A 20,381-nucleotide genomic window follows, 5' to 3' on the forward strand; every position below is an offset into this window, starting at 1 on the left:
TATAAGCCTCAGTGTGTAGGAGACTCTAAAGAAATATTAACACTCTTAACCTGAAAGGCTTGAATACTATGAGAAAAACAAATGTTAAGAAAAAGGTCCTGAGCACTCTTCTGCTGGGCTCCGCGATACTATGCACGAGCTGTGGACCCATAAATAACAAACCTGCGGCTGAGAATCTGAATCTGGCGCTAGCCGGGATGGACGGGAGCGACGGGGTATCCTTCGAAGGGGCTTCTTCCCTGCTGCTTAACGGCAAACCTGCTCCGGAAGCTGCGCTATACTATGGAGGATCTGTTGCAGAACATAACAAGGTAAGTCTTTACACTGTTTTGCCGGATAGGGGGACACCTCGCACGGCGGCCAGGGGAGAAAAGGTAACGCTGAAATCAAGCCCGGCAGGAACTCCAGCCTACTATTCCAAGCTCGAGAAGAATAATGGCGAATGGACCCTGCTGTCGGAGAAGGGTTCTGCCCAGGGAGATAATCCGCTGCCTGCGCTTAATCCGATCCGCCAGCTCGACGAACTGGAGAATCTGGAAAAAAAGGTGACCGAAGAAGCCGGTACAGCAAGAGGAACAAGGGTGTTGCGCATCGAGCTCAGTGAAGCGGAATCGAAGAGACAGCTAGCTGCGGAGCTCCAGCATCAGATGGATGCCATCCGCCCAGAAGGGTCCACGATAAACCTTAAGACAGCGGACAAGGGATTGGAGTCTTTGCAGCTGGTATGGGAGCAGAAGAACAATGAACTTCAGCAGAAGCTTAAGCAGGTATCCGTCAAGACGGTGTACTATCTTAAGGTGGATAAGAAACGCAACCTTCCAAAGAGCCTGACCAGCAGCCGAAAAGTAAGCCGTCCTGGAGTCCAAACCGTAAGTGGCAGTACCGTAGAAGAAATTTATCTAACACAGGTCAATTTTTATGGCTACCGCTGAATTTCGGTGTCCCCCATGCCTTGCGCTCCAGTACAGGCGTGCTACAATGAAACGGTATGTCTACTATTTAGCATGAGGAAGGAAGAGAGAAAAGAATGAAGGATCCAAGGATTCAAAAGCTTGCGGAAAACCTTGTAAGCTACTCTGTAAACGTGCAGCCGGGCGAAAACGTGCTAGTCGAAATGATCGGCAGCGAGAGAGATTTGATCAAAGCTGTGGTGGAGGAAGTGGGTAAAGCCGGAGGCCGTGCATTTGTGCAGCTTACCGACCGTACAGTCCTGCGAAGCATGCTTAAATATGCGACACGTGAAGGGCTTGAAGCCTGGGCGGAAATCGATCTGAACCGGATGAAACAAATGGATTGCTATATCGGAATACGTGCCGGGGAGAACGTTAATGACCTCTCGGACGTGCCTGAAGAAAATATGAAATTGTATAATTCCCTGTATTCTCATCCGGTACATAGCGAACAACGCGTCAAGCACACAAAATGGGTTGTTCTTCGGTATCCCAATGCTAGTATGGCCCAATTAGCCAATACCACCACGGAAGCCTTTGAGGACTTCTACTTTGAGGTCTGCAATCTGGATTATGCCAAAATGGATAAGGCTCAGGACGCGCTTGCTGACCTCATGCGAAGAACGGATAAGGTCCGCGTTGCCGGACCAGGTACAGAGCTTACTTTCTCCGTTCAGGGGATTGGTGCAGAGAAATGCTCCGGACAGAAAAACATTCCAGACGGTGAGGTTTATAGCGCTCCAGTCCGTGACTCCGTGAATGGAACGATCAGCTATAACGCTGCCACACTGTATAACGGAGTGACTTTCGAAAATGTCAAATTCAAATTCGAAAACGGGAAAATTGTTGAAGCTACAAGCAATGATACCGCGCGGTTGAACGAGATTCTGGATTCTGACGATGGTGCCCGCCATATTGGCGAATTTGCGATCGGCTTCAATCCATATATCCTGCACCCTATGAAAGACATTCTGTTTGATGAGAAAATCGCCGGCAGTCTGCATTTCACCCCGGGCCAAGCCTATGATGTAACGGATAACGGGAACCGGTCCTCGATTCACTGGGACCTGGTTCTCATCCAGCGTCCAGAATACGGTGGCGGCGAAATCTATTTTGACGATGTGCTAATCCGCAAGGATGGGATTTTTGTTCTTCCTGAACTGAAAGGTCTGAACCCCGAAAACCTGAAATAAAATGGGTTCATAAGCGAATTTAGCGGCTTACATTCTATTTTCAGGAAAATTCCTTGCACGAGTAAGCGGATTCAATGTATCATGGAATTGGTTACAAAAGACTTAAGTTTCATAATCAAGTTGCGGAGGGATTCCTATGTCCAGTAACAATGCGGCAATCGTGGATATTGCCCAAACGGCAAGCCAGTTCAACTCATCTATCGTTCTTCAAGCAGAGAACAAGTACATTGATGTTAAGAGTATTCTTGGTTTGTTTACAACTCTTGTATCCAGCCAAAGCTACGAGCTGCATGTTCATGGCGCAGATGCCGAAGAAGCAAAGAAGGCAATGAGCGAAGTGTTTGCCAAACATGGATTGAAATTTACAGTGGTAGCGGAATAATTCAATTATTCCCGTAGGACGTCCTGCCTGTGCAGGGCGTTTTTTCTATAAACATATAACTAAAATATGGTGCATTTCTGCTTGATTATAAACTGCATTCTTGTATTGGGTTCCGATTTCGACTAATATTAAACTAAATAGCAATTGCAGCTGTAACTTTTGGACATGGGGGGGATAATGCATGACTTCATCGGATTTACAGGAACAGCTTAATCTAAGAGCAGTCACTCTTCTACAAGAAGATGCAGATAAAATTCAGAAGCTCATTGAAGTGCAGATGGAGAATCTGGCGACACGCTACTGTCCTCTCTATGAGGAAGTGCTGGATACCCAGATGTACGGTTTCTCCAGAGAGGTGGATTTTGCAGTCAGAGCAGGCCTGGTGCCGGAAATTTCGGGTAAGCTGATACTGAGCGAGCTGGAGCGTAATCTGGCTGTACTGTACGATGCGCTGAATAAGAAAGCTGAAGAGCGCGAGATGCTGTAATCTTAAGCAGGATAATGTATGGTGTTCAACAAATAATCCTTATATTTATAAAAAAGCACATGAGGACCTATGTCCGCCATGTGCTTTTTTGTCTTAGACGAGATAAAAAGAAACGCCGAGAATCATGTATACGGCAAGCAGGAGTAATCCCTCATACCAGTTGGTCGCCCCATCCTGAATGATGGATTTGGCGATGAAGACCGAGACGGCGATCGCGACAATCTCTATCGTGGTGAAGACAATGTCCATCGTGTTGCCCATGAAATAGCTGGCAAAGATCAGGACCGGGGCGACGAATAGAGCGATCTGCAGACTGCTGCCGACAGCTATTTCTACCGCTGCACCAATCTTGTTCTTCATGGCCAGCATGATTGCAGCGCTGTGCTCCGCGGCATTACCAATGATGGCAACAAGGAAGGCGCCGACAAAGAGCTCGCTGAAGCCGAAACGTTCGGTCAGAGTTTCCAGTGTACCCACCAGCCATTCACTGACGAAAGCAACCATTACTGTTGCCAGCACCAGATAAATAATCGATCTCTTCATGGACCAGGCTGGCTTATGCTCATTCGGCAGTTCTTCATCATTGTCTTCGGTAACGTCTGCCAGATATTTTTTGTGCGTAATCATGGAGAAGACCAGCCAGGCCATGTAGGCGGCGATCAGCAGTCCGGCGACCACGAGACTGAGTATATCCGTATCTTTTTCCGTGATGGAATGGGTATTGAAGAACATGGCGGGTACAAAGAGGGCAATGACCGCCACAATCATCAGAGAGCCATTTAGCCCAGCCAGCGTGACATTGAAGTTCTGAACTTTGAATTTCATGCCTCCGGCGAAGATACTAAGGCCCAGTACCAGCAGAAGATTACCGATGATGGAGCCGGTGAGGCTGGCTTTGACCATATCGAACAGCCCTTCCTTCACCAGGAAAAAGGCGATTATCAGCTCTGCCGCGTTGCCGAAGGTGGCATTTAGAAAGCCCCCCAGCCGCTGTCCGGCATAGTGAGCTACACTTTCGGTAGCCCTTCCCAGAAATCCGGCTACAAAAACGACCGAAATGGCAGAGAGTATGAACTGCAGCGTGTGGTCCCAGTCCGCATAATGTCCGATGGCGCTGAGGAGAAAGGTAACGGCTAACAGCGCGGGAGATATCCATTTTTTCAAGTAAGGCACACTCCAGTCTCAATATGTAGGTTGAATTCATAATCAATATACCCAAATTGTTCCTGTGTGTAAACGGAAATGCGAGAAAGTCATTTGCTTTTTAGCCTGTTTTCGAATTACAATAATTGATAATGAGTGTAGGGGGGTTATGGCATGGCGGAACAACTTCAACTGGAAATGGGTAACATACGGATATCAAATGACGTCGTCTCGAAGATTGCCGGACTGGCTGCTTTGGAGACCCCGGGAATTGCGGCCATGTCTGGTGGCTTGTCCGAGGGCTGGGCCAAGCGTCTCAGCGGCAAGAACGTGCAAAAAGGTGTAACCGTTGAAGTGGGGCAGCTTGAGGCCGCAGTGGACTTGCGCATTATCGTTCTGTATGAAACTCCGATTCACGAGGTGTGCCGGATGCTTCAACAGAATGTACGCGAGGCTGTGGAGAGCATGACGGGACTTCATATCGTTGAAGTCAACGTTAAGGTAGAAGGCGTGGCTTTTAAGAACGACGAAATTTCGTAAGCGGTATACCGCTGAAGAGGGCAGCTTGCTGACCTGAATACCAAAAGGCAGTCCGGGAGGTTATCCTGGGCTGCCTTTTGTTTGGTGAAATCATATAAAAATTCATTTCTCGCTGAAACGACACATCTGTACCGTCAGCGGGCGCGTACCTGTCTAACGGTAGTAACCGATTTCGTGACTTCCTCTTTGGCTGGCCGGTTGGTCTCTCTTGATATACTAAGCATAATCCCCATGGAGAGCATGGTAACCAGCAAGGAGGAACCGCCATAGCTGATGAATGGAAGGGTTACCCCGGTAAGCGGAATCGTGTTGGTGACACCACCGATGTTGACAAAGGCCTGGATGGCAATCAGACCCATGACCCCGATGCCGACAAGGGTTCCGAAAGGATCCGTGCATCTGAGCGCAATCAGGATGCCCCGCCAAATGAAGTAGAGGTAAATTAACAGAAAAATGGATGTCCCCACAAATCCCAGTTCTTCACCGATAACGGCAAAGATGAAGTCTGTATACGGATAGGGCAGGTAATGCAGCTTCTGGATACTTTGCCCGAAGCCGGAACCGCGGGTTCCACCCTCCCCAAGAGCAATCAAGGACTGAACGATATTGAAGCCGCTGTCTTCAGCGTCTGCCATAGGGTTTAAGAAGGCGCTGATCCGGTCCTGTTTGTAGTCCTGGCTGCCTGCCGTGGTCCCTGAGGACGGTGACAGGGAATCAATGGCTGTTTTCGCTCCCATAACAATGCCGACACCCAGCACAAGCAGAGCAATGGAAGCCATAATGTGCTTCATGCTCGCCCCACCTGCGTAGATGACAAGCCCGCTGGTGGCAACAAGGATAAGACATGAACCTAAATCCGGCTGCATCATAATGAGTCCGGCTACAATCCCGACAATAACCATCACCGGAATATATCCAGTGCGCAAATCTCTAAGCCGCTCGCCTTTTTTGGTAATCAGGGCAGCCAGATAGAGAATGATGGAAATTTTGGCCAGCTCCGTGGGCTGGATGCCGAGACCCCCGATGCTGAACCAGCTTTTGGCACCGTTGATTTTCTCTGTGGACGCCACGAACAATAGCAGAACTAATGTAATCATGAAGATCGGTGCATACCATTTCTTGAATTTAGTGTAGTGGATATTCATGGTCATAAACATGACGATGCTTCCAAGCACCACCCAGATGATCTGGCGTTTAACAAAAAATAAGGGATCATTTCCGAACTTTTCACTGGCTAAGGTAAGGCTTGAACTGGAGCTGAAGACCATCACGAGTCCAAAGCCGACAAGCAGGAGAGTCAGAATAAGCAACTGGAAATCAGGCGTTCCTCTTTTGGGCAGGCTGACATTTTTTGTCGTCGTTCCCTTTACACTTCTCAAGCCTCAAGCAGCGCTTTCAGTTCAAGAATATGCTTCGCCGCATCATCCAGAACAGGTGTAGGAACCGGAGATTCATACTCCAGACCATGAGGAAAGGTGGCTTTGCCCAAGTAAACGGCTTCAATGGCGAGCACAGCGTCCGACTTTTCCAGCTTGCCCTCGACAGCACGTGTATTGATCCGTAAAAAATATTCTCCGCCGTTCTGCTTGTCTTCGATTTTGCAGTCGTAAGTGGCACGGTAGTATTCCCACTGCCAGCGGATGAACCCGGCTTTGGCGGCACTTTCGTCCAGATAGAGAAGGTCGCTCTTCAATCCAACGAGGCCCGTGTTCTCAAATAACATAGCGCACATATCCCCCTTATGAAGTATAATCATAATTTCATGCTCATTATTATAGATGTTCTTTTTCATGATAGTATGTTTCCCGGTGTTCTGCAAGGCGTGCCAGAGCGATCGGTACCCTCTTTTTTGTGTTTCTGCTACAATAATAGAAATATAGCCTTATCGGCTGAATGAAAGTAGAACGGAAGGTTCGAAAGCCTGTCCAAAGCGGGAATCAGGAGAAGGGAATGGATTAAATATGGAGAGGTTAGCGCTTGAACAGCTGCTGCCGGATATGGTGGAATGGCGCCGGCATTTGCACCGTCATCCGGAGCTGTCTTACCAGGAGAAAGAGACATCGGCATTTGTTGCTGCCAAGCTTGAAGAGTTCGGGATTGGGATCATTAGAAGCAAGGCGGGTTATGGATTGACCGGGATATTAAAGGGGCAGAAGCCTGGGAAAACGGTCGTTCTGCGTGCAGATATGGATGCTCTTGCCATCACGGAAGAGAACGGCCGGGAATATGCCTCACAGAAACCTGGAGTCATGCATGCCTGTGGTCATGATGGACATACGTCCATGCTGCTTGCGGCTGCATCCTATTACAGCAGCCGCAAGGAAGAACTGCAAGGAGAGCTGCGCTTCCTGTTTCAGCCTGCGGAGGAGATTTGCCCCGGCGGAGCGCTGGGAATGATTGCTGAAGGGGTATTGGAGGGGGCGGATGCGGTCTACGGTCTGCATCTGTGGACACCGCTGCCCTTTGGAACGGTAGCCAGCGCACCCGGGCCGCTGATGGCATCAGCGGATGAATTCTTCATCGACATCATCGGCAAAGGCGGACATGCCGGTACTCCACATCGCACGGTCGATAGTATTGTGGCCGGAGCTGCTCTTGTGACGCAGCTGCAGAGCATTGTGAGCCGGTCCGTAGACCCGTTACGGCCTGCTGTAGTCAGTGTGGGTACGATTCAGGGAGGTTCGGCCCAGAATATCGTTTCGGAGAGATGCAGGCTCACCGGGACGGTGCGTGCATTCGATGAGGAGACCCGTTATCTCATCCGCCATAGAATGGAAGAGATCGTGGCTTCCGTGGCGGCGGCCTATGGTGCAGAAGCCAAGATGGAATATTTGATGGGTTATCCCCCGCTGGTAAATGATGAAGCGGAATTCCGCCGTTTTTTCCGTGTGGCTCCCGCAGCACTTGGAGATTCGGTCAGCGTTGTTCAGATGGAGAAAATCATGCCGGCAGAGGATTTTGCATATTATGTCAAGGAAGTTCCCGGCTGTTTCATCTTTGTTGGAGCGGGCAACCCGGATAAAGATGCGGTGTACCCGCATCACCACAGCAAATTCGATTTTGATGAGGATGCCTTGCTGTATGGTGCGAAACTGCTCGTAGCGATGGCTGATTCCTGCCTGAATGAATAAATAAATTACGCATAAATTTACAGTTTAAGGGGACCCTACTTCCGAAGAACATGGACAACATGATAGGAGGGTTCAATCTTGAAGACAGTCAAAGAAGTGATGACAACGCATCCTGTGTGTGTGACACTGCAGGACAATATCTATGAGGTTGCCGTGAAAATGAGAGATGCTGATACAGGTGTAATCCCCGTTGTTGATTCAACGGATCGAGAAACCTTGATTGGTATCATTACGGACCGGGACTTGGTCATCCGTGGTTATGCACAGAAGCATTCCGGTTCAACTTCCGTGGAAACGGTAATGACCAAAGGGATCACAGCTGTTTCTGAATCGACCTCTGTGGACGAAGCAGCCGATCTGATGGCTTCCAAGCAGATCCGGCGCATACCGGTTGTGAACGGGAAAAAGCTGATCGGGATTGTATCGCTGGGCGATTTGGCAGTGAAGAACATTTTCGCTGATGAAGCAGCTGATGCCCTGACTGACATTTCGCAGCAGCATCTGCATTAGATAAGCACTAGGGGAAGCTCATGTCCGTTGTTTACGGGGGTGGGCTTTTTCCTGCTACCTTCTTATTTCAAAAGATACATAGTCCCGGGAGACCATAGCCAGATTCGTATTGGAGGGTTTTGGATGAAAGGAAGCGGAATAGGAGCGTGCATCGTCCGTAAGGACCGGACCCTGCTGCTGGAATGCGGACATCCCGGTTTTGAGGCGGCAAGAACGGACTTGGCCGATTATTGCGAGCTTGTGAAGAGTCTCCCTGCCTATCACACTTACCGGATTACCCCTTTGTCACTTTGGAATGCGGCGGCTGCAGGCAAGACTGCGGAAGAAATAATACAGAGTCTGAGCCTGCTATCGCGCTCGGGGATTCCCGCAGGCCTGGAGGAAGAAGTCAAACTTCTGGTATCCCGTTACGGAAGACTGCAACTCTATGCTGATTCGGCCGATCTTTCGCTGATGATCCTGCGCGCTGACACCCCTGGGCTATTAGACGAATTGGCAGAACAAGCAAGCTTGGTTGAGGTCGGTCTGGTAAGAACGGCTCCATTGGAATACCAATGTCCGGCAGAACAACGGGGTCTGCTGAAGCAGGAACTGACGAGGATGGGGTTCCCGGTTCTTGATTATGCAGGATATCGGGACGGTCAGGCACTACATGTGCCATGGAAGGAATCTGCCGGGAGTGGAACGGCTGCCGTTTGGGATGCTTTTGGTCTGCGTGACTATCAGGACGCAGCGGTCCGCAGGTTCGAGGGAATGGGCGGGAGCGGTGTTGTTGTTCTGCCCTGCGGTGCAGGTAAGACGATTGTGGGTCTGGCGGTGCTGGAGAGTCTCCAATGCGAGACACTGATTCTCACTTCAAGCGCTACCTCAGTGACGCAGTGGCGGGAAGAGCTGCTGACGAGAACCGGTCTGGATGAAGAATCTGTAGGAGAATATAGCGGCGTGAAAAGAGAGGTCCGGCCGGTTACGGTGACGACATATCAAATGATGACGCACCGGCGATCCAAAGGAGGATCTTTTGTTCATATGAATCTGTTTACGCAGCGGAATTGGGGACTGATTATTTACGACGAAGTGCACCTGCTTCCGGCTCCGGTGTTCAGAGCTACAGCAGATATCCAGGCCACCAGGCGGCTTGGACTGACCGCAACATTAGTCAGGGAGGATGGGCGTGAAACGGATGTATTTTCTCTTATCGGCCCTAAATGCTATGAAATGCCCTGGAAGGTGCTGGAGAAGCAGGGATGGATAGCGGCTGTAGACTGCATAGAAGTCGTTGTGCCTATGCCTGATGAGTTAAGGCTCAAGTATCTGTATGCCGGAGAAAGAGAGAAGTTCCGGATCGCTGCAGGGAATCCGGCGAAGATTGCGGCTGTGGCGAGAATTGTTAGCACACATCCTGATGAATCCGTGCTGGTCATCGGGCAATACCTGGATCAGCTTAGGAACTTGGCGGAAAGCCTGGAAGCGCCGTTGATTACCGGGAAAACGCCTCAGCGCGAGCGGGGCGAGTTGTATTCTGCCTTTAGAGAGGGAAGATTGCGGCTTCTGGTTGTATCCAAGGTAGCGAACTTTGCCGTGAATCTTCCGGATGCTTCGGTGGGCATTGAGGTGTCTGGTGCCTACGGTTCCCGGCAGGAGGAGGCTCAGCGCCTGGGGCGTATTTTGCGGCCGAAGCCGGGTGAGAACAAGGCCTACTTTTATACACTCGTGTCGGGAGACAGCAGGGAACAGGATTTTGCTTTACGCCGCCGTCTGTTTCTGACCGAGCAGGGCTATGAATATGCTGTCCAGACGGAGCAGCAGGAGGAGATCATCCTATGATGGGGTTATCTAGGGAAGCATTACTGGTGCTCCACCAAATCATCAAAAACTACGCCGCGCAACGGTTTACAGAAGCTCAGGCAGAGCAACTGTCTCCAGTGTCACTGTGCCGGGTAGAACTGCATCTGGCTCTTCTGGAACTGCGGGAGGCGGGTGTGCTGGAGCTTCGGCAGAAATTATGGGGGGAGCGGCTGTATCAAATTCCCGGGCAGTACCTCCCTTTTTTTCTACAGAAGCTGTTCCCCGGTTCACCTGTCCGGGCAGCAGGAAGGGTGGCGGTAATTGAAGCGGAGGCCGGACCGGAGCTCGCTGGACAATGGTTTCGAACGCTGGTGTTCATCGCCAGTGAAGGGCTTCCGGTTACTGCCAAAGGAGCCGTCCATAAAAAAAATATCAGCCGTCTGGCCGACACGCTTACTCTGCCGGAGGAACAGTTGAAGGGTCTGTTCCCGCCGGATCAGCTAGCGTTGTATCCGTTCCCGCTTCCGGTCATGGTTATGCTCGATCTCCTGCTATGCCTGGGGCTTGTCCGCCGCACAGATTCGGCGTATCTTCTGGACACAGGTATGCTGGAAAACTGGCTGCAGCTTTCAGGCATAGAGATGTCGAATCTGCTGTACGGAGTGATATTGAACCGTTACGGCCTTCCGGGGCCTGCAGAGCAGCATTTCCGCTATATCATTTCCTCATCCGGGTATTATTCAGGCCAGTGGTTTATGATCCGGGATATTCTGGCCTGGATGTCTGAAATGGGACTGGTCCTAGAACAATCCGTGGAAACGCTGGAGGCTTCTGCACGGAATTGGCTCAGAGCACTGGCCGGATTCGGCTGGTGTGAGCTGGGAAGTCTGGATGACGGATCAGCTTGTTTCCGCTGGACGGCGGCCAGACCAGAAATCCATCCGGGCGAGCCTGCTTCGTTCTCCAGCCCCAGCAGCGGTATTCCAGCACAAGAGATCGGAGCTGAGAAAAGAAGGGATCAGGAGACCTTAGTGCAGCAAGCTGGAAAACGGCCGGTTTCGGCATCTCCCGGTTTCATTGTGCAACCGGATTTTGAGGTGCTGGTTCCTCCAGAGTGTCCTTACAATCAGCGCTGGATGCTCGCAGCTTGTGCAGAATTACTGCATAGTGATGATCTATGGAGCTACCGGCTGACCCGGAACAAGCTGGAATCTGCAGCAGAGCAGGGGCTGTCACCGCAAAATGTGATTAGCTGGCTGGCAAGGCATGCAAAGGGCGGACTGCCGGACCAGGTGGAGCAGTCTTTGGTGCAGTGGGGCAAAGGAATCGGCAGAACAGAGCTCTCAGAGGTAATCCTGCTTTCTTGCCGTTCCGAGGCAGACGGAAATGATATCGCTGCCCATCCCCGTATGGCTGGAATTCTGTCCCGCTTAGGGCCATTACATTTTATCGTCCGTGCGGAAGATATCGAGCTAGTACGAAAGGAATTGGGAGCAGCAGGAATGGCTCCAGCCAAGAGGATAGCAGGACAGGAAGAAAAGCCCGGGAAGGATTGGCCGTTAGTCAGCGGGAGTAGGGAGAACCTGTCTTCTGCAGCTGTCTTTTCCGTCGATGGTACAGAACGCGGTCTGCTTGTAAGCGCCCCGGAACTGCCAAGAGTACCTTTCAATCCGCATGCCGCAGAGGAGGCGATACTTACTGGTCTCGAGTCTGTTCCGCAAATGTGGATGAAGCAATGGCGCAAGTATCATGTTACGACTGCCCAAAAAGTAATGGAGCAGGCTTTGGAATGGGGGATTAAGGTCCGTTTGACCCATAAGGGACAAGATTGTGAATTTATCCCTGTACGGATCAGCCGCAATCCTTGGGAAGTAAAAGGTGTGCTGCTTTCCGTGGATTCGGATAGTGTGGAGGAGATGCGGCTGGGCGCGGACGATTGGCAGGAAATGCAGCTCATCATTCCCAAATTGCGGAGAAATTCCTCTTCTGCTTAGGCTAGCGGGTATGGTATGATAGGAGAGTCTACGGTATGCAGTAGAACATTAACGCAGAAACGAGTTGAAGTTCATGAGCGTAGCGGAATTGAATACGGTCGATATGGCCGAAGTGCTGACATACGCCTATGAATTAGGTGATATGATTAATCAATCCGCCGAAGTGTCGGATTACTTATACTGGAAAGGACGGGTGGATGCCAGCCCGGAAATCCAGGCCATGGTCAAGCGGCTGCAGGGGAAGAAAGAGCTGTTTGAGGAGACACAGCGGTTTGGACATTTTCATCCTAACTATCATTCAGCCAAGGATGAGGTTACAGTGGTAGAGCAGGAGCTTGAGCAGTTCGAAGAGGTTGCCCGCTTCAAGCAGGCAGAGAAAAACCTTGATGATATGCTTCATTCCATGTCAGAAACCATTGCTTATTCGGTATCGGAGAGCATTAAGGTTCCAAGCAATGACCCGTCTCCCAAAGGCGGAGGATGCGGCAGCGGCGGCAGCTGCTCCTGCGGATAGATAGGCTTCTGATCAGGGGAACAGAAAGTGAGGCGAATAGCTGATGTTTGCGGAACGAACAGGATATATTGTATGGGTTAGTGACGTTAAGGCGGCACGGAATCTGGAGAAATACGGGACTTTGCATTATGTATCCAGGAAGATGCATTACGCCGTGATGTATGTGAACGCGGAACGAGCCGAGGAAGTCATGAAGAACGTCCGCAGACTCTCCTACGTGCGCAAGATTGAAAGATCCTACCGAAATGAACTGAAGACAGAATATACCAGCAACGGACCGGACAAGACCCGTTATTATGGATTGTAGGTTCTGATCTTTGAGAATGAGCAGGTGCCAGGGCGGCATCTGCTTTTTTGCATAATTTACATAGGAACAGGTAGATCTGAAAGTCAGAGAGGGATTGAAGCAGGAGGGAGAACCCAAGGAACATGCAGAATGAAGAATGGCTCACAAGCGCAGGCATTGACATTGGAACCAGTACGACAAAATGTGTGTTCAGCCGTTTGAAAATAGAGCGGCAATCCGGCTTGTCCAGCCTTCCGCAGTTTCATATTACCGAACGAAATATGTTCTATGAAAGCCGGATGCATCGAACACCGCTGATTGGAGATTCGCAGATAGATCTTGGGCAATTAGAGCGGATTCTGGCCAGCGAGTATAGCAATGCAGGTCTTTTACCTGATGATATTCATACGGGTGCTGTTATCATTACCGGGGAAACAGCGTTTAAGCAGCAGGCGGATGTGGTATTGCATAGCCTTGCTGCAAGTGCAGGAGAATTCGTTGTTGCACAGGCGGGCGGGGATTTGGAAGCAGTGCTGGCAGGCAGGGGATCTGGGGCAGAAGCCCGTTCCCTGCACGTAAAGGGACAGGTAGTCAATGTGGATATCGGTGGCGGGACAGCCAATGCTGCTTTTTTCGAAGGCGGGAGCTGTATTCGAACGCTCAATTTCCATATCGGGGGCCGTTTGATCATGCTGGAAAAGGACGGGAGCATCACACGGATTTCCCCTCCTGTCCTGCATTGGCTGAAATCTGCGGGTTTCACGATGTTACGGGAGGGAGAGGTGGCTGAGATTGGCCAGCTCCGGCAACTTGCTGAACGATGGAGTGAAATGCTGCTGGAGGGGATTCAAGAGACTGTGGACTGGAGCAAATATCCACTCATCTACGGAAATCCTGACAGCAGAAAGGTACGCGCTGAAACAGAGATTGCTGAGATCTGGATATCCGGTGGTGTAGGTGCGCTTATGGAGCAGGAGTCACCGTCAAACCTCGCTGAAGCCGCCAGATTCGGAGATATCGGACCGCTGCTGGCCTCGGCTTTGCGTATCGCCGGAATCCGTTATCCTGTAAAACTACAGGCTGCGCCGGAAGCGCAACGGGCTACCGTTATTGGGGCTGGAGTCCACACGGCAATGCTAAGCGGCTCAACCGTGTTCGCGGACCGGATGCTGCTCCCGCTGAGGAACCTACCTCTGGTGCGTGTGACATGGCATGACCAGCCCGGTGAAGAGCTAACCGCGATAGAGCTCGGAGTAAAAGAAGCTTTTGCGGAAGGGAAACAAAAATATGGGGGTGCAGGAACAGAGGCGTGCAAGTTCGCAGTAATTGTTCCGCATCTCTCTGTCTGTACCTATCCGCTGATCCGCCGGATTGCCGAAGCTGCAGCTGCCTCGGCTATTCATTATCAGCTGGAAATGGCTGTTATCATTTGTGAGAATGATATCGCAAAAGCGCTGGGGAATTGTATCCATCTGATAACGGGCGGGACCCTGCCTTGTGTATGCCTGGATCAGGTTGCGGCCCGGCATGGGGATTATGTGGACATCGGTGAGCCTGTAGGTGAAGGATATATTCCGCTAGCTGTAAAAACCCTTGTTTTTCATTCATGAGGGAAAAAACAAAGAAAGGGATTGAAGCCGATGAAATTGACGATCTCGCTACAAGGGGAGAGCTATGGCTTCCGCGATTTGAAGCAGCTGTTCGCTGCAGCCAATGAGGAGAGGTCAGGGGATATACTGGCTGGACTTGGAGCGGAGCATGCCAAAGAACGGATAGCGGCCAAGCTGCTGCTTGCGGATCTGACACTGGCCGATATCCGCAGCCACCCTATGCTCCCTCCAGAAGAGGATGAAATCTCAAGAGTCATCGAAGAAGGCGTAGATGAACAGGGATATCAGCGCATTCGCCACTGGACGGTGGGAGATCTTCGGGATCAGCTGCTGTCCCAAGACGCGGCCGGGGTTCAGGACATCAGCAAAGGATTGAACAGTGAGATGGTAGCAGCGGCTGCAAAGCTCATGTCCAACCTGGATCTGATTCAAGCCGCCGCCAAGTGCGAGGTTATCACCCGCTGCAATACGGTTCTTGGGGGCAGAGGAAGACTGGGGAGCCGGGCACAGCCCAACCATCCGACAGATGATCCTAAAGGCATGAAGGCTTCAATCTATGAAGCGCTGAGCTACGGTGTTGGGGATACGGTGATTGGGATTAATCCGGTCATCGATACAACCGACAACATCCTCCGGCTGTTCCATGAGACGATGGAGGTCATCCATCGCTGGAACATTCCGACTCAAAACAGTGTGCTCGCCCATGTCACCACCCAGATGAGAGCCATTGAAAAGGGCGCGCCAGCGGATCTGATCTTCCAGAGTCTTGCGGGTACGCAGAGCGGCAATGATTCATTTGGCATTAACCTGCGGCTACTGGAGGAAGCTGATCAGCTGATTCAGGAGTCGGGAACGGCGAAGGGTGAGAACCGCTGGTATTTTGAAACCGGCCAGGGTTCCGAGCTGTCTGCAGGGGCCCATCATGGTATTGACCAGGTAACGCTGGAGTCCCGCTGCTACGGGCTGGCGAAGCGCTTCAAGCCCTTTATGCTGAATACCGTAGTTGGGTTCATAGGCCCGGAATATTTATATGACAGCAAACAGGTGATAAGAGCAGGCCTGGAGGATCATTTCATGGGTAAAATCCAGGGGCTGCCGATGGGTGTGGATGTCTGTTACACCAACCATATGCGGGCAGACCAGAATGATATGGATAATCTGGCTGTCCTGCTGGCTGCCGCTGGGGTGAATTTCATCATCGGGGTGCCCATGGCGGACGACTGTATGTTGAATTACCAGTCAACCAGCTTTCATGATATAGCTACTCTCAGGGAACTGCTGCGCTTGCAGCCCGGCGCTGAATTCGCGGCGTGGGCAGAGAGCATGGGCATTCTGCAGGACGGGCGGCTGACCGCGCTTGCCGGTGACCCGACGAGATTGATGTAGGTGGAATGGTCTCAAAAAAAGTATAGCTAACCAAACGTTCAGGAGGAAAAAATATGCCCTTTCGAGATGAAGACAGAATGCAGGAGCTGAAGCAGGCGACGCCCGCCAGAATTGGCACGGGCAGAGCGGGCACGCGGCCGACCACCCGTGAACTGCTGAAGCTGCGATATGATCATGCGGCTGCAGTTGATTCAGTGTACGGCAGCGTTAGCACCGACCTGCTTGCAGAGCTGGGGCTTTTCATAGTGGATTCCGGAGCGGTCGACCAAGAGCTATATTTAAGGAGACCGGATCTGGGCCGGCTCCTGCCGGATCACAGCATACAGCAGCTGCTCCAGCGTTGTGTTCCTTTCCCTCAAGTGCAGCTTGTGGTCTCGGACGGGCTCAGTGCCGGTGCCATTGAGCATAATGCGGGTGATTTGATTCCGGCGCTGCTGGATTCGCTGCAGGTGCAGGGTCTGAAGGCAGGGACTCCTTTTTTTGTAAGGAATGGGCGGGTGGGAATTATGAATGCCATTGGAGATATTCTCCATCCGGAGACTATCGTGCTCCTGATCGGTGAACGGCCGGGGCTGATTACCTCCCATTCGATGAGTGCCTATCTCTGTTATAGACCGTGTGCCGGAATGACTGATTCGGATCGGATGGTCATCTCCAATATTCATCAAGGCGGGACACCTCCCGTGGAAGCGGGTGCTCATATAGGCAGTCTGATCGCCAGCATGCTGAAACAAAAAAAGAGCGGGGTTGGTCTGGTTCAGTAAACAGAATGAACGGGATCTAATTCCTGAACTGCCCAAATCAGGGCAGTTTTTTTGTGGACGAAGCCGTGGGAATTGTCGAAATGCCTCAGTTTTGCCTTGTACTTTTTATCGCTGCTTAATACTTCCGCTATATGCTGGGAAGAGAGTGACAAAATTCACGAGAGAAAACAAACAGGTGACCTAATGACGAAACGAATGGCAATAACCCAAAAACTGTCGGCAATTCCCCAGTATCTTCAGCACATCAACGGCAGGCTGCATAACGAGGTGAAGGAGCTGAGAAGGCTGTCGGCCCTGTTGGATATTATGAATCATGGGCGGCTGGATACCTTTTTCCAACCGATTCTGCAGCTGAGAAGCGGGCTGACGATGGGTCATGAGGTACTGAACAGGCCGCCCAACTCTACGCAATTTCCGACCACGGAGCATTTCTATGAATTTGCCGGCCGTACGGATCAGATGTTCAGATTCGAGCACTATTGCCGGCGGATTTCGCTATCGCGTTATATGGAACGGCTGCCGGAAGGAGGAGCAAAGACCGACACGCTTGTATTTATCAACGTACACCCGGGAGTCTTGAACGATGTCCGGCATAAAAGCGGTGAAACGCTCAGTCTCCTGCAGGAGCTGAATCTCTCCCCGGAGCGGGTTGTATTTGAATTAACCGAGCGGCAGGCAGTCCAGGATTATGTAGGATTCGAGAAAGTGCTGTCACATTACCGTGAGCAGGGCTTCCGAATTGCTGTGGACGATGCCGGCTCCGGCTATAACAGCCTCAAGACTCTGGTCTATCTGAAGCCGGAGTTCATCAAGCTGGACAAATCCCTGATCCGTGGCATCCACGGCAACCGGGAGCAGCAGGAGCTATTGGAGCTAATCAGTGAATATGCCTATCGATCCGCTACCCGGGTCATTGCTGAAGGTATCGAAACGGAAGAAGAACTGCTGTATTTGCAAATGGCCGGCATTGAATTCGGACAAGGCTATGCGCTTGGCAGACCCGGACACCGGCCGGTGCGGGGTGCTTTTCCAGCGGATTCCCCACAAGTTCCAGTTAGAGGAGGCTATAAGCATGTTTCTTCAGATCGGTGAAATTGCTGAACAAATTCCAGAGATCTCCCCTCACCAGAAATGCGCGTATGTAGACCATATCTTTAAGAGCAATCCTCAGCTTCAGGGTGTGGCAGTGACGGAGGGCGGGCAAGCGGTCGCATTGATCATGAGGATTCGCTTTTATCAGCAGATCGGTACACTCTATGGTTTCACCCTGTATATGGGCCGCTCCGTCGGACTGATCATGGACGGTTCACCGCTGGTTGTAGATTACAAAACACCGATTACCGAGGTCAGCCGGCTGGCGATGGACAGAAGTGAAGAGCATCTCTATGATTACGTGCTGGTCACCCATGAAGGGGCACTATTTGGAGCGGTAAGCGTAAGGGATTTGCTGCTTAATTTTGCCGAGATCCAGGCGGTGGCCGCGAGCTTTTTGAACCCACTGACCGGTCTGCCGGGGAATCTGAGCATAAATGAGTGGATGGTGAAATCGCTGCTGCAGGAGCAGTTCAGTGTTCTGTACATAGATCTGGATCATTTCAAGGCGTATAACGATACTTACGGGTTTAAGGAAGGCGACCGGATGATACAGGCCACCGCGGAGATTCTCAAGCATTGCACCTTGCGGCTGGAAGGGTTTTTGGGTCATATCGGCGGGGATGACTTTATTATTTTCATTGATGATTATCATTACGAGGAATATTGCCGGACCATTATGGAGGAATTTGATAAGGTGATGCAAGGGTTTTATCATCCAGGTCATTTAGCACAGCATTACGTGCTGACCGAGGGCCGATCAGGCGTGGTGGAAGAAATTCCGCTGGTTTCGATCTCAATAGCCGTTGTTACTAACCGTTACCGTCCATTCGATTCCATCGAAGACCTCTCCGGGGAGGCGGCAAGACTCAAGAAAAAATGCAAAATGATCAAAGGCAGCAGCTATGTCGATGACAGGGATCGCTCTGTAAGTAAAACCTGCTGAACCTTGGGCACTATAGACTGTAAGGGTGATATGCTTGAACAACAAACGTCAATGCGGTAATATTGACAACAATAAGAGCATGCCAAGACCCTTTCAGTGGAGTGTGATGATTATGCATGTCAAGGGGATGGAAACGTGGGGGGTGTACGAGCCCTTTCACATCATGCTGAATGAATACAGTGTGGCCGATATTGTTATAACACCGCATGCGAAAAGCCGTTATACCGACCGGATCAGTAAGGAAGACGGCAAGGACGTGGATATTGGCGCGTGGATATGGCAATGCGTGAAGCAGAACCGGGTAAGGCCATATTCACAGAAAGAATATCACGCTTATTTGATCGACAATGACACATCAATGGTGGTTCAGTTCAAGGAACTGGAAGGGGCCACCACGATCTCCGGAGATCCGCTGTATGTGATGATTGTGGTTACGTTTCTCGGCAATATTTCATCGACTCCCCAGCTGCGGGATCTGAGAGCCTACTTTTCATGGCTGCGCCATTCCCGCCGCATAAAGCTGGTGAAGAAGCGCCGCAGACGCAGATAACGAGCGCACAGTTACAGAGAAGGCATGCGGCGGAAGGCTGCATGTTTTTTTTGAAAATATAAGAATTTATATGTTTCACGCTATAAATCATCCTTATATTTCTCGCTGAAACGGATTCCGTCCCTTAAAAGGGCGGCGAAGCCGTTTCCACTTGAGTTTTTTATATAGAAGGAGTCCTAAGCATGAATTTTCATCAGCTGCATATTTTTTATACCGTTTCCGAGAGAGGAAGTTTCTCTGCCGCGGCACAGACGCTTCACATGACACAGCCCGCAGTGACTATGCAGGTTCAGGCGTTGGAGGATTACTTCGGAGCCAAGCTCTTCGACCGTTCCAGTAAAAAAATAATCCTCTCGGAGGCCGGCCGCACGCTGCTGCCGTTCGCGCTGCGCAGCATTCAGCTGATGCGGGAGACGGACCAGGCGATGTCGGCGTTTACCCATATGCTGGAGGGACGTCTGCTGCTGGGAGCAAGCCTGACCATTGGGGAGTACGTGCTGCCGCGCCTTTTGGGTCCGTTTGGCAAAGCCTACCCTCACATCTCCATTATGATGAAGGTAATGAATACCTCTCAGCTGCTGGAGGAGATTCACAAGCATCAGCTGAATTTCGGCCTGATCGAGGCGCCGGTCTCCCATCCGGATATGGTCATTGAACCGGTAATGGGAGACGAGCTGAAGCTGATCGTACCTCGGGAGCACCCGCTGGCGGAGAAAGATGAAGTTACGCTTGCGGAAGCGCTGCAGCATCCGTTTGTGCTTCGTGAACAGGGCTCAGGGACCCGCCGGGTCATGGAAGAACAATTGCTGGCCAAGGGACTGGATCCGGGGGCGATGCGAGTGGTGATGGAGCTGGGAAGTACAGGAGCCGTGAAATCGGCGGTGGAAGCAGGGCTCGGACTCACCATTATTTCTACCTCCTCGGTTAAACATGAAGTGGCGCTGGGATTGCTGAAGATTGTCAACATTACGGATGCTTCGTTTAAAAGACAGTTTTATGCGATCCATCTCAAATCGACGCTGCTGCCTATTTCGGCGGTGACGTTTCTGACGTTTTTGCGTGACCATGCAGGAGATCAGTAAACAGTATAATCAATTTGTATATACGCTCATCCGCAT

General features: G+C 51.1%; 21 protein-coding genes. 18 read left to right on the top strand and 3 right to left on the bottom strand.

What is annotated here, in order from left to right:
• Positions 1-68 precede the first annotated feature (68 nt).
• The 4 genes from A3842_RS12750 to A3842_RS12765 all read left to right on the top strand — a co-directional run bounded on the left by A3842_RS12750 (position 69) and on the right by A3842_RS12765 (position 3,012).
• The gene (locus A3842_RS12750; RefSeq protein WP_074101661.1) at positions 69-932 is read left to right on the top strand and encodes a hypothetical protein; all 864 of its coding nucleotides are present in this window, start codon (positions 69-71) and stop codon (positions 930-932) included.
• A gap of 95 nt (positions 933-1,027) precedes the next feature.
• The gene (locus tag A3842_RS12755) at positions 1,028-2,143 is read left to right on the top strand and encodes an aminopeptidase (RefSeq protein ID WP_074101662.1); all 1,116 of its coding nucleotides are present in this window, start codon (positions 1,028-1,030) and stop codon (positions 2,141-2,143) included.
• Positions 2,144-2,279: 136 nt separating this feature from the next.
• Entirely contained in the window at positions 2,280-2,525 is a 246-nt protein-coding gene (locus tag A3842_RS12760) for an HPr family phosphocarrier protein (RefSeq protein ID WP_074088570.1), read from the top strand.
• 181 nt (positions 2,526-2,706) lie between these two features.
• Complete coding sequence (locus tag A3842_RS12765) at positions 2,707-3,012, top strand: Fpa/YlaN family protein (protein WP_074088571.1); 306 nt, start codon at positions 2,707-2,709, stop codon at positions 3,010-3,012.
• 93 nt (positions 3,013-3,105) lie between these two features.
• Here the strand turns inward: A3842_RS12765 and cax are convergent, their stop codons facing one another.
• A complete protein-coding gene (gene cax, locus A3842_RS12770) occupies positions 3,106-4,176 on the bottom strand; it encodes a calcium/proton exchanger (protein WP_074088572.1) in 1,071 nt (356 codons plus the stop codon).
• 153 nt (positions 4,177-4,329) lie between these two features.
• Between cax and A3842_RS12775 the strand changes: the two genes are divergently transcribed.
• Positions 4,330-4,695, top strand: coding sequence for an Asp23/Gls24 family envelope stress response protein (locus A3842_RS12775; protein ID WP_019911482.1), 366 nt, complete (start codon positions 4,330-4,332; stop codon positions 4,693-4,695).
• Positions 4,696-4,829: 134 nt separating this feature from the next.
• Here A3842_RS12775 and ftsW read toward each other — a convergent pair whose 3' ends face one another.
• Together ftsW and A3842_RS12785 are read right to left on the bottom strand one after the other, a co-directional pair.
• Entirely contained in the window at positions 4,830-6,074 is a 1,245-nt protein-coding gene (gene ftsW, locus A3842_RS12780) for a putative lipid II flippase FtsW (protein WP_074088573.1), read from the bottom strand.
• A complete protein-coding gene (locus tag A3842_RS12785; protein WP_074101684.1) occupies positions 6,071-6,418 on the bottom strand; it encodes a YugN family protein in 348 nt (115 codons plus the stop codon). The genes ftsW and A3842_RS12785 overlap by 4 nt, the downstream gene beginning before the upstream one ends.
• Before the next feature lie 238 nt (positions 6,419-6,656).
• On the opposite strand from A3842_RS12785, the gene A3842_RS12790 reads away from it, so the two are divergent.
• The 13 genes from A3842_RS12790 (at position 6,657) to A3842_RS12850 (ending at position 20,345) form a co-directional block, all read left to right on the top strand.
• On the top strand, positions 6,657-7,826 hold the full coding sequence (locus A3842_RS12790; protein WP_074101663.1) for a M20 family metallopeptidase: 1,170 nt from the start codon (positions 6,657-6,659) through the stop codon (positions 7,824-7,826).
• Between the two features lie 78 nt (positions 7,827-7,904).
• The gene (locus A3842_RS12795; RefSeq protein WP_083606649.1) at positions 7,905-8,336 is read left to right on the top strand and encodes a CBS domain-containing protein; all 432 of its coding nucleotides are present in this window, start codon (positions 7,905-7,907) and stop codon (positions 8,334-8,336) included.
• Between the two features lie 123 nt (positions 8,337-8,459).
• Positions 8,460-10,160: a DNA repair helicase XPB gene (locus A3842_RS12800; protein ID WP_074101664.1), complete on the top strand. Its 1,701-nt coding sequence runs from the start codon at positions 8,460-8,462 to the stop codon at positions 10,158-10,160.
• The gene (locus tag A3842_RS12805) at positions 10,157-12,115 is read left to right on the top strand and encodes a helicase-associated domain-containing protein (protein WP_074101665.1); all 1,959 of its coding nucleotides are present in this window, start codon (positions 10,157-10,159) and stop codon (positions 12,113-12,115) included. The genes A3842_RS12800 and A3842_RS12805 overlap by 4 nt, the downstream gene beginning before the upstream one ends.
• Positions 12,116-12,188: 73 nt before the next feature.
• A complete protein-coding gene (locus A3842_RS12810) occupies positions 12,189-12,629 on the top strand; it encodes a YlbF/YmcA family competence regulator (RefSeq protein ID WP_074088578.1) in 441 nt (146 codons plus the stop codon).
• 43 nt (positions 12,630-12,672) lie between these two features.
• Entirely contained in the window at positions 12,673-12,936 is a 264-nt protein-coding gene (locus tag A3842_RS12815; protein ID WP_074088579.1) for a YlbG family protein, read from the top strand.
• A gap of 122 nt (positions 12,937-13,058) precedes the next feature.
• On the top strand, positions 13,059-14,525 hold the full coding sequence (locus tag A3842_RS12820; protein WP_074101666.1) for an ethanolamine ammonia-lyase reactivating factor EutA: 1,467 nt from the start codon (positions 13,059-13,061) through the stop codon (positions 14,523-14,525).
• Positions 14,526-14,555: 30 nt separating this feature from the next.
• Positions 14,556-15,911 (top strand): ethanolamine ammonia-lyase subunit EutB, encoded by a 1,356-nt coding sequence (gene eutB / locus A3842_RS12825; protein WP_074101667.1) that lies wholly within the window; start codon positions 14,556-14,558, stop codon positions 15,909-15,911.
• 53 nt (positions 15,912-15,964) lie between these two features.
• Positions 15,965-16,675, top strand: coding sequence for an ethanolamine ammonia-lyase subunit EutC (gene eutC, locus A3842_RS12830; protein ID WP_074101668.1), 711 nt, complete (start codon positions 15,965-15,967; stop codon positions 16,673-16,675).
• A gap of 195 nt (positions 16,676-16,870) precedes the next feature.
• A complete protein-coding gene (locus A3842_RS12835; protein ID WP_256701683.1) occupies positions 16,871-17,767 on the top strand; it encodes an EAL domain-containing protein in 897 nt (298 codons plus the stop codon).
• Positions 17,748-18,713 (top strand): GGDEF domain-containing protein, encoded by a 966-nt coding sequence (locus A3842_RS12840; protein WP_074088584.1) that lies wholly within the window; start codon positions 17,748-17,750, stop codon positions 18,711-18,713. The genes A3842_RS12835 and A3842_RS12840 overlap by 20 nt, the downstream gene beginning before the upstream one ends.
• Before the next feature lie 34 nt (positions 18,714-18,747).
• Positions 18,748-19,263: a hypothetical protein gene (locus A3842_RS12845; protein ID WP_305953388.1), complete on the top strand. Its 516-nt coding sequence runs from the start codon at positions 18,748-18,750 to the stop codon at positions 19,261-19,263.
• Between the two features lie 182 nt (positions 19,264-19,445).
• A complete protein-coding gene (locus A3842_RS12850; protein ID WP_074101670.1) occupies positions 19,446-20,345 on the top strand; it encodes a LysR family transcriptional regulator in 900 nt (299 codons plus the stop codon).
• Positions 20,346-20,381: the final 36 nt, after the last annotated feature.

This window comes from Paenibacillus sp. P3E (genome assembly GCF_001909045.1).
Taxonomy (GTDB): Bacteria; Bacillota; Bacilli; order Paenibacillales; family Paenibacillaceae; genus Paenibacillus_AQ; species Paenibacillus_AQ helianthi.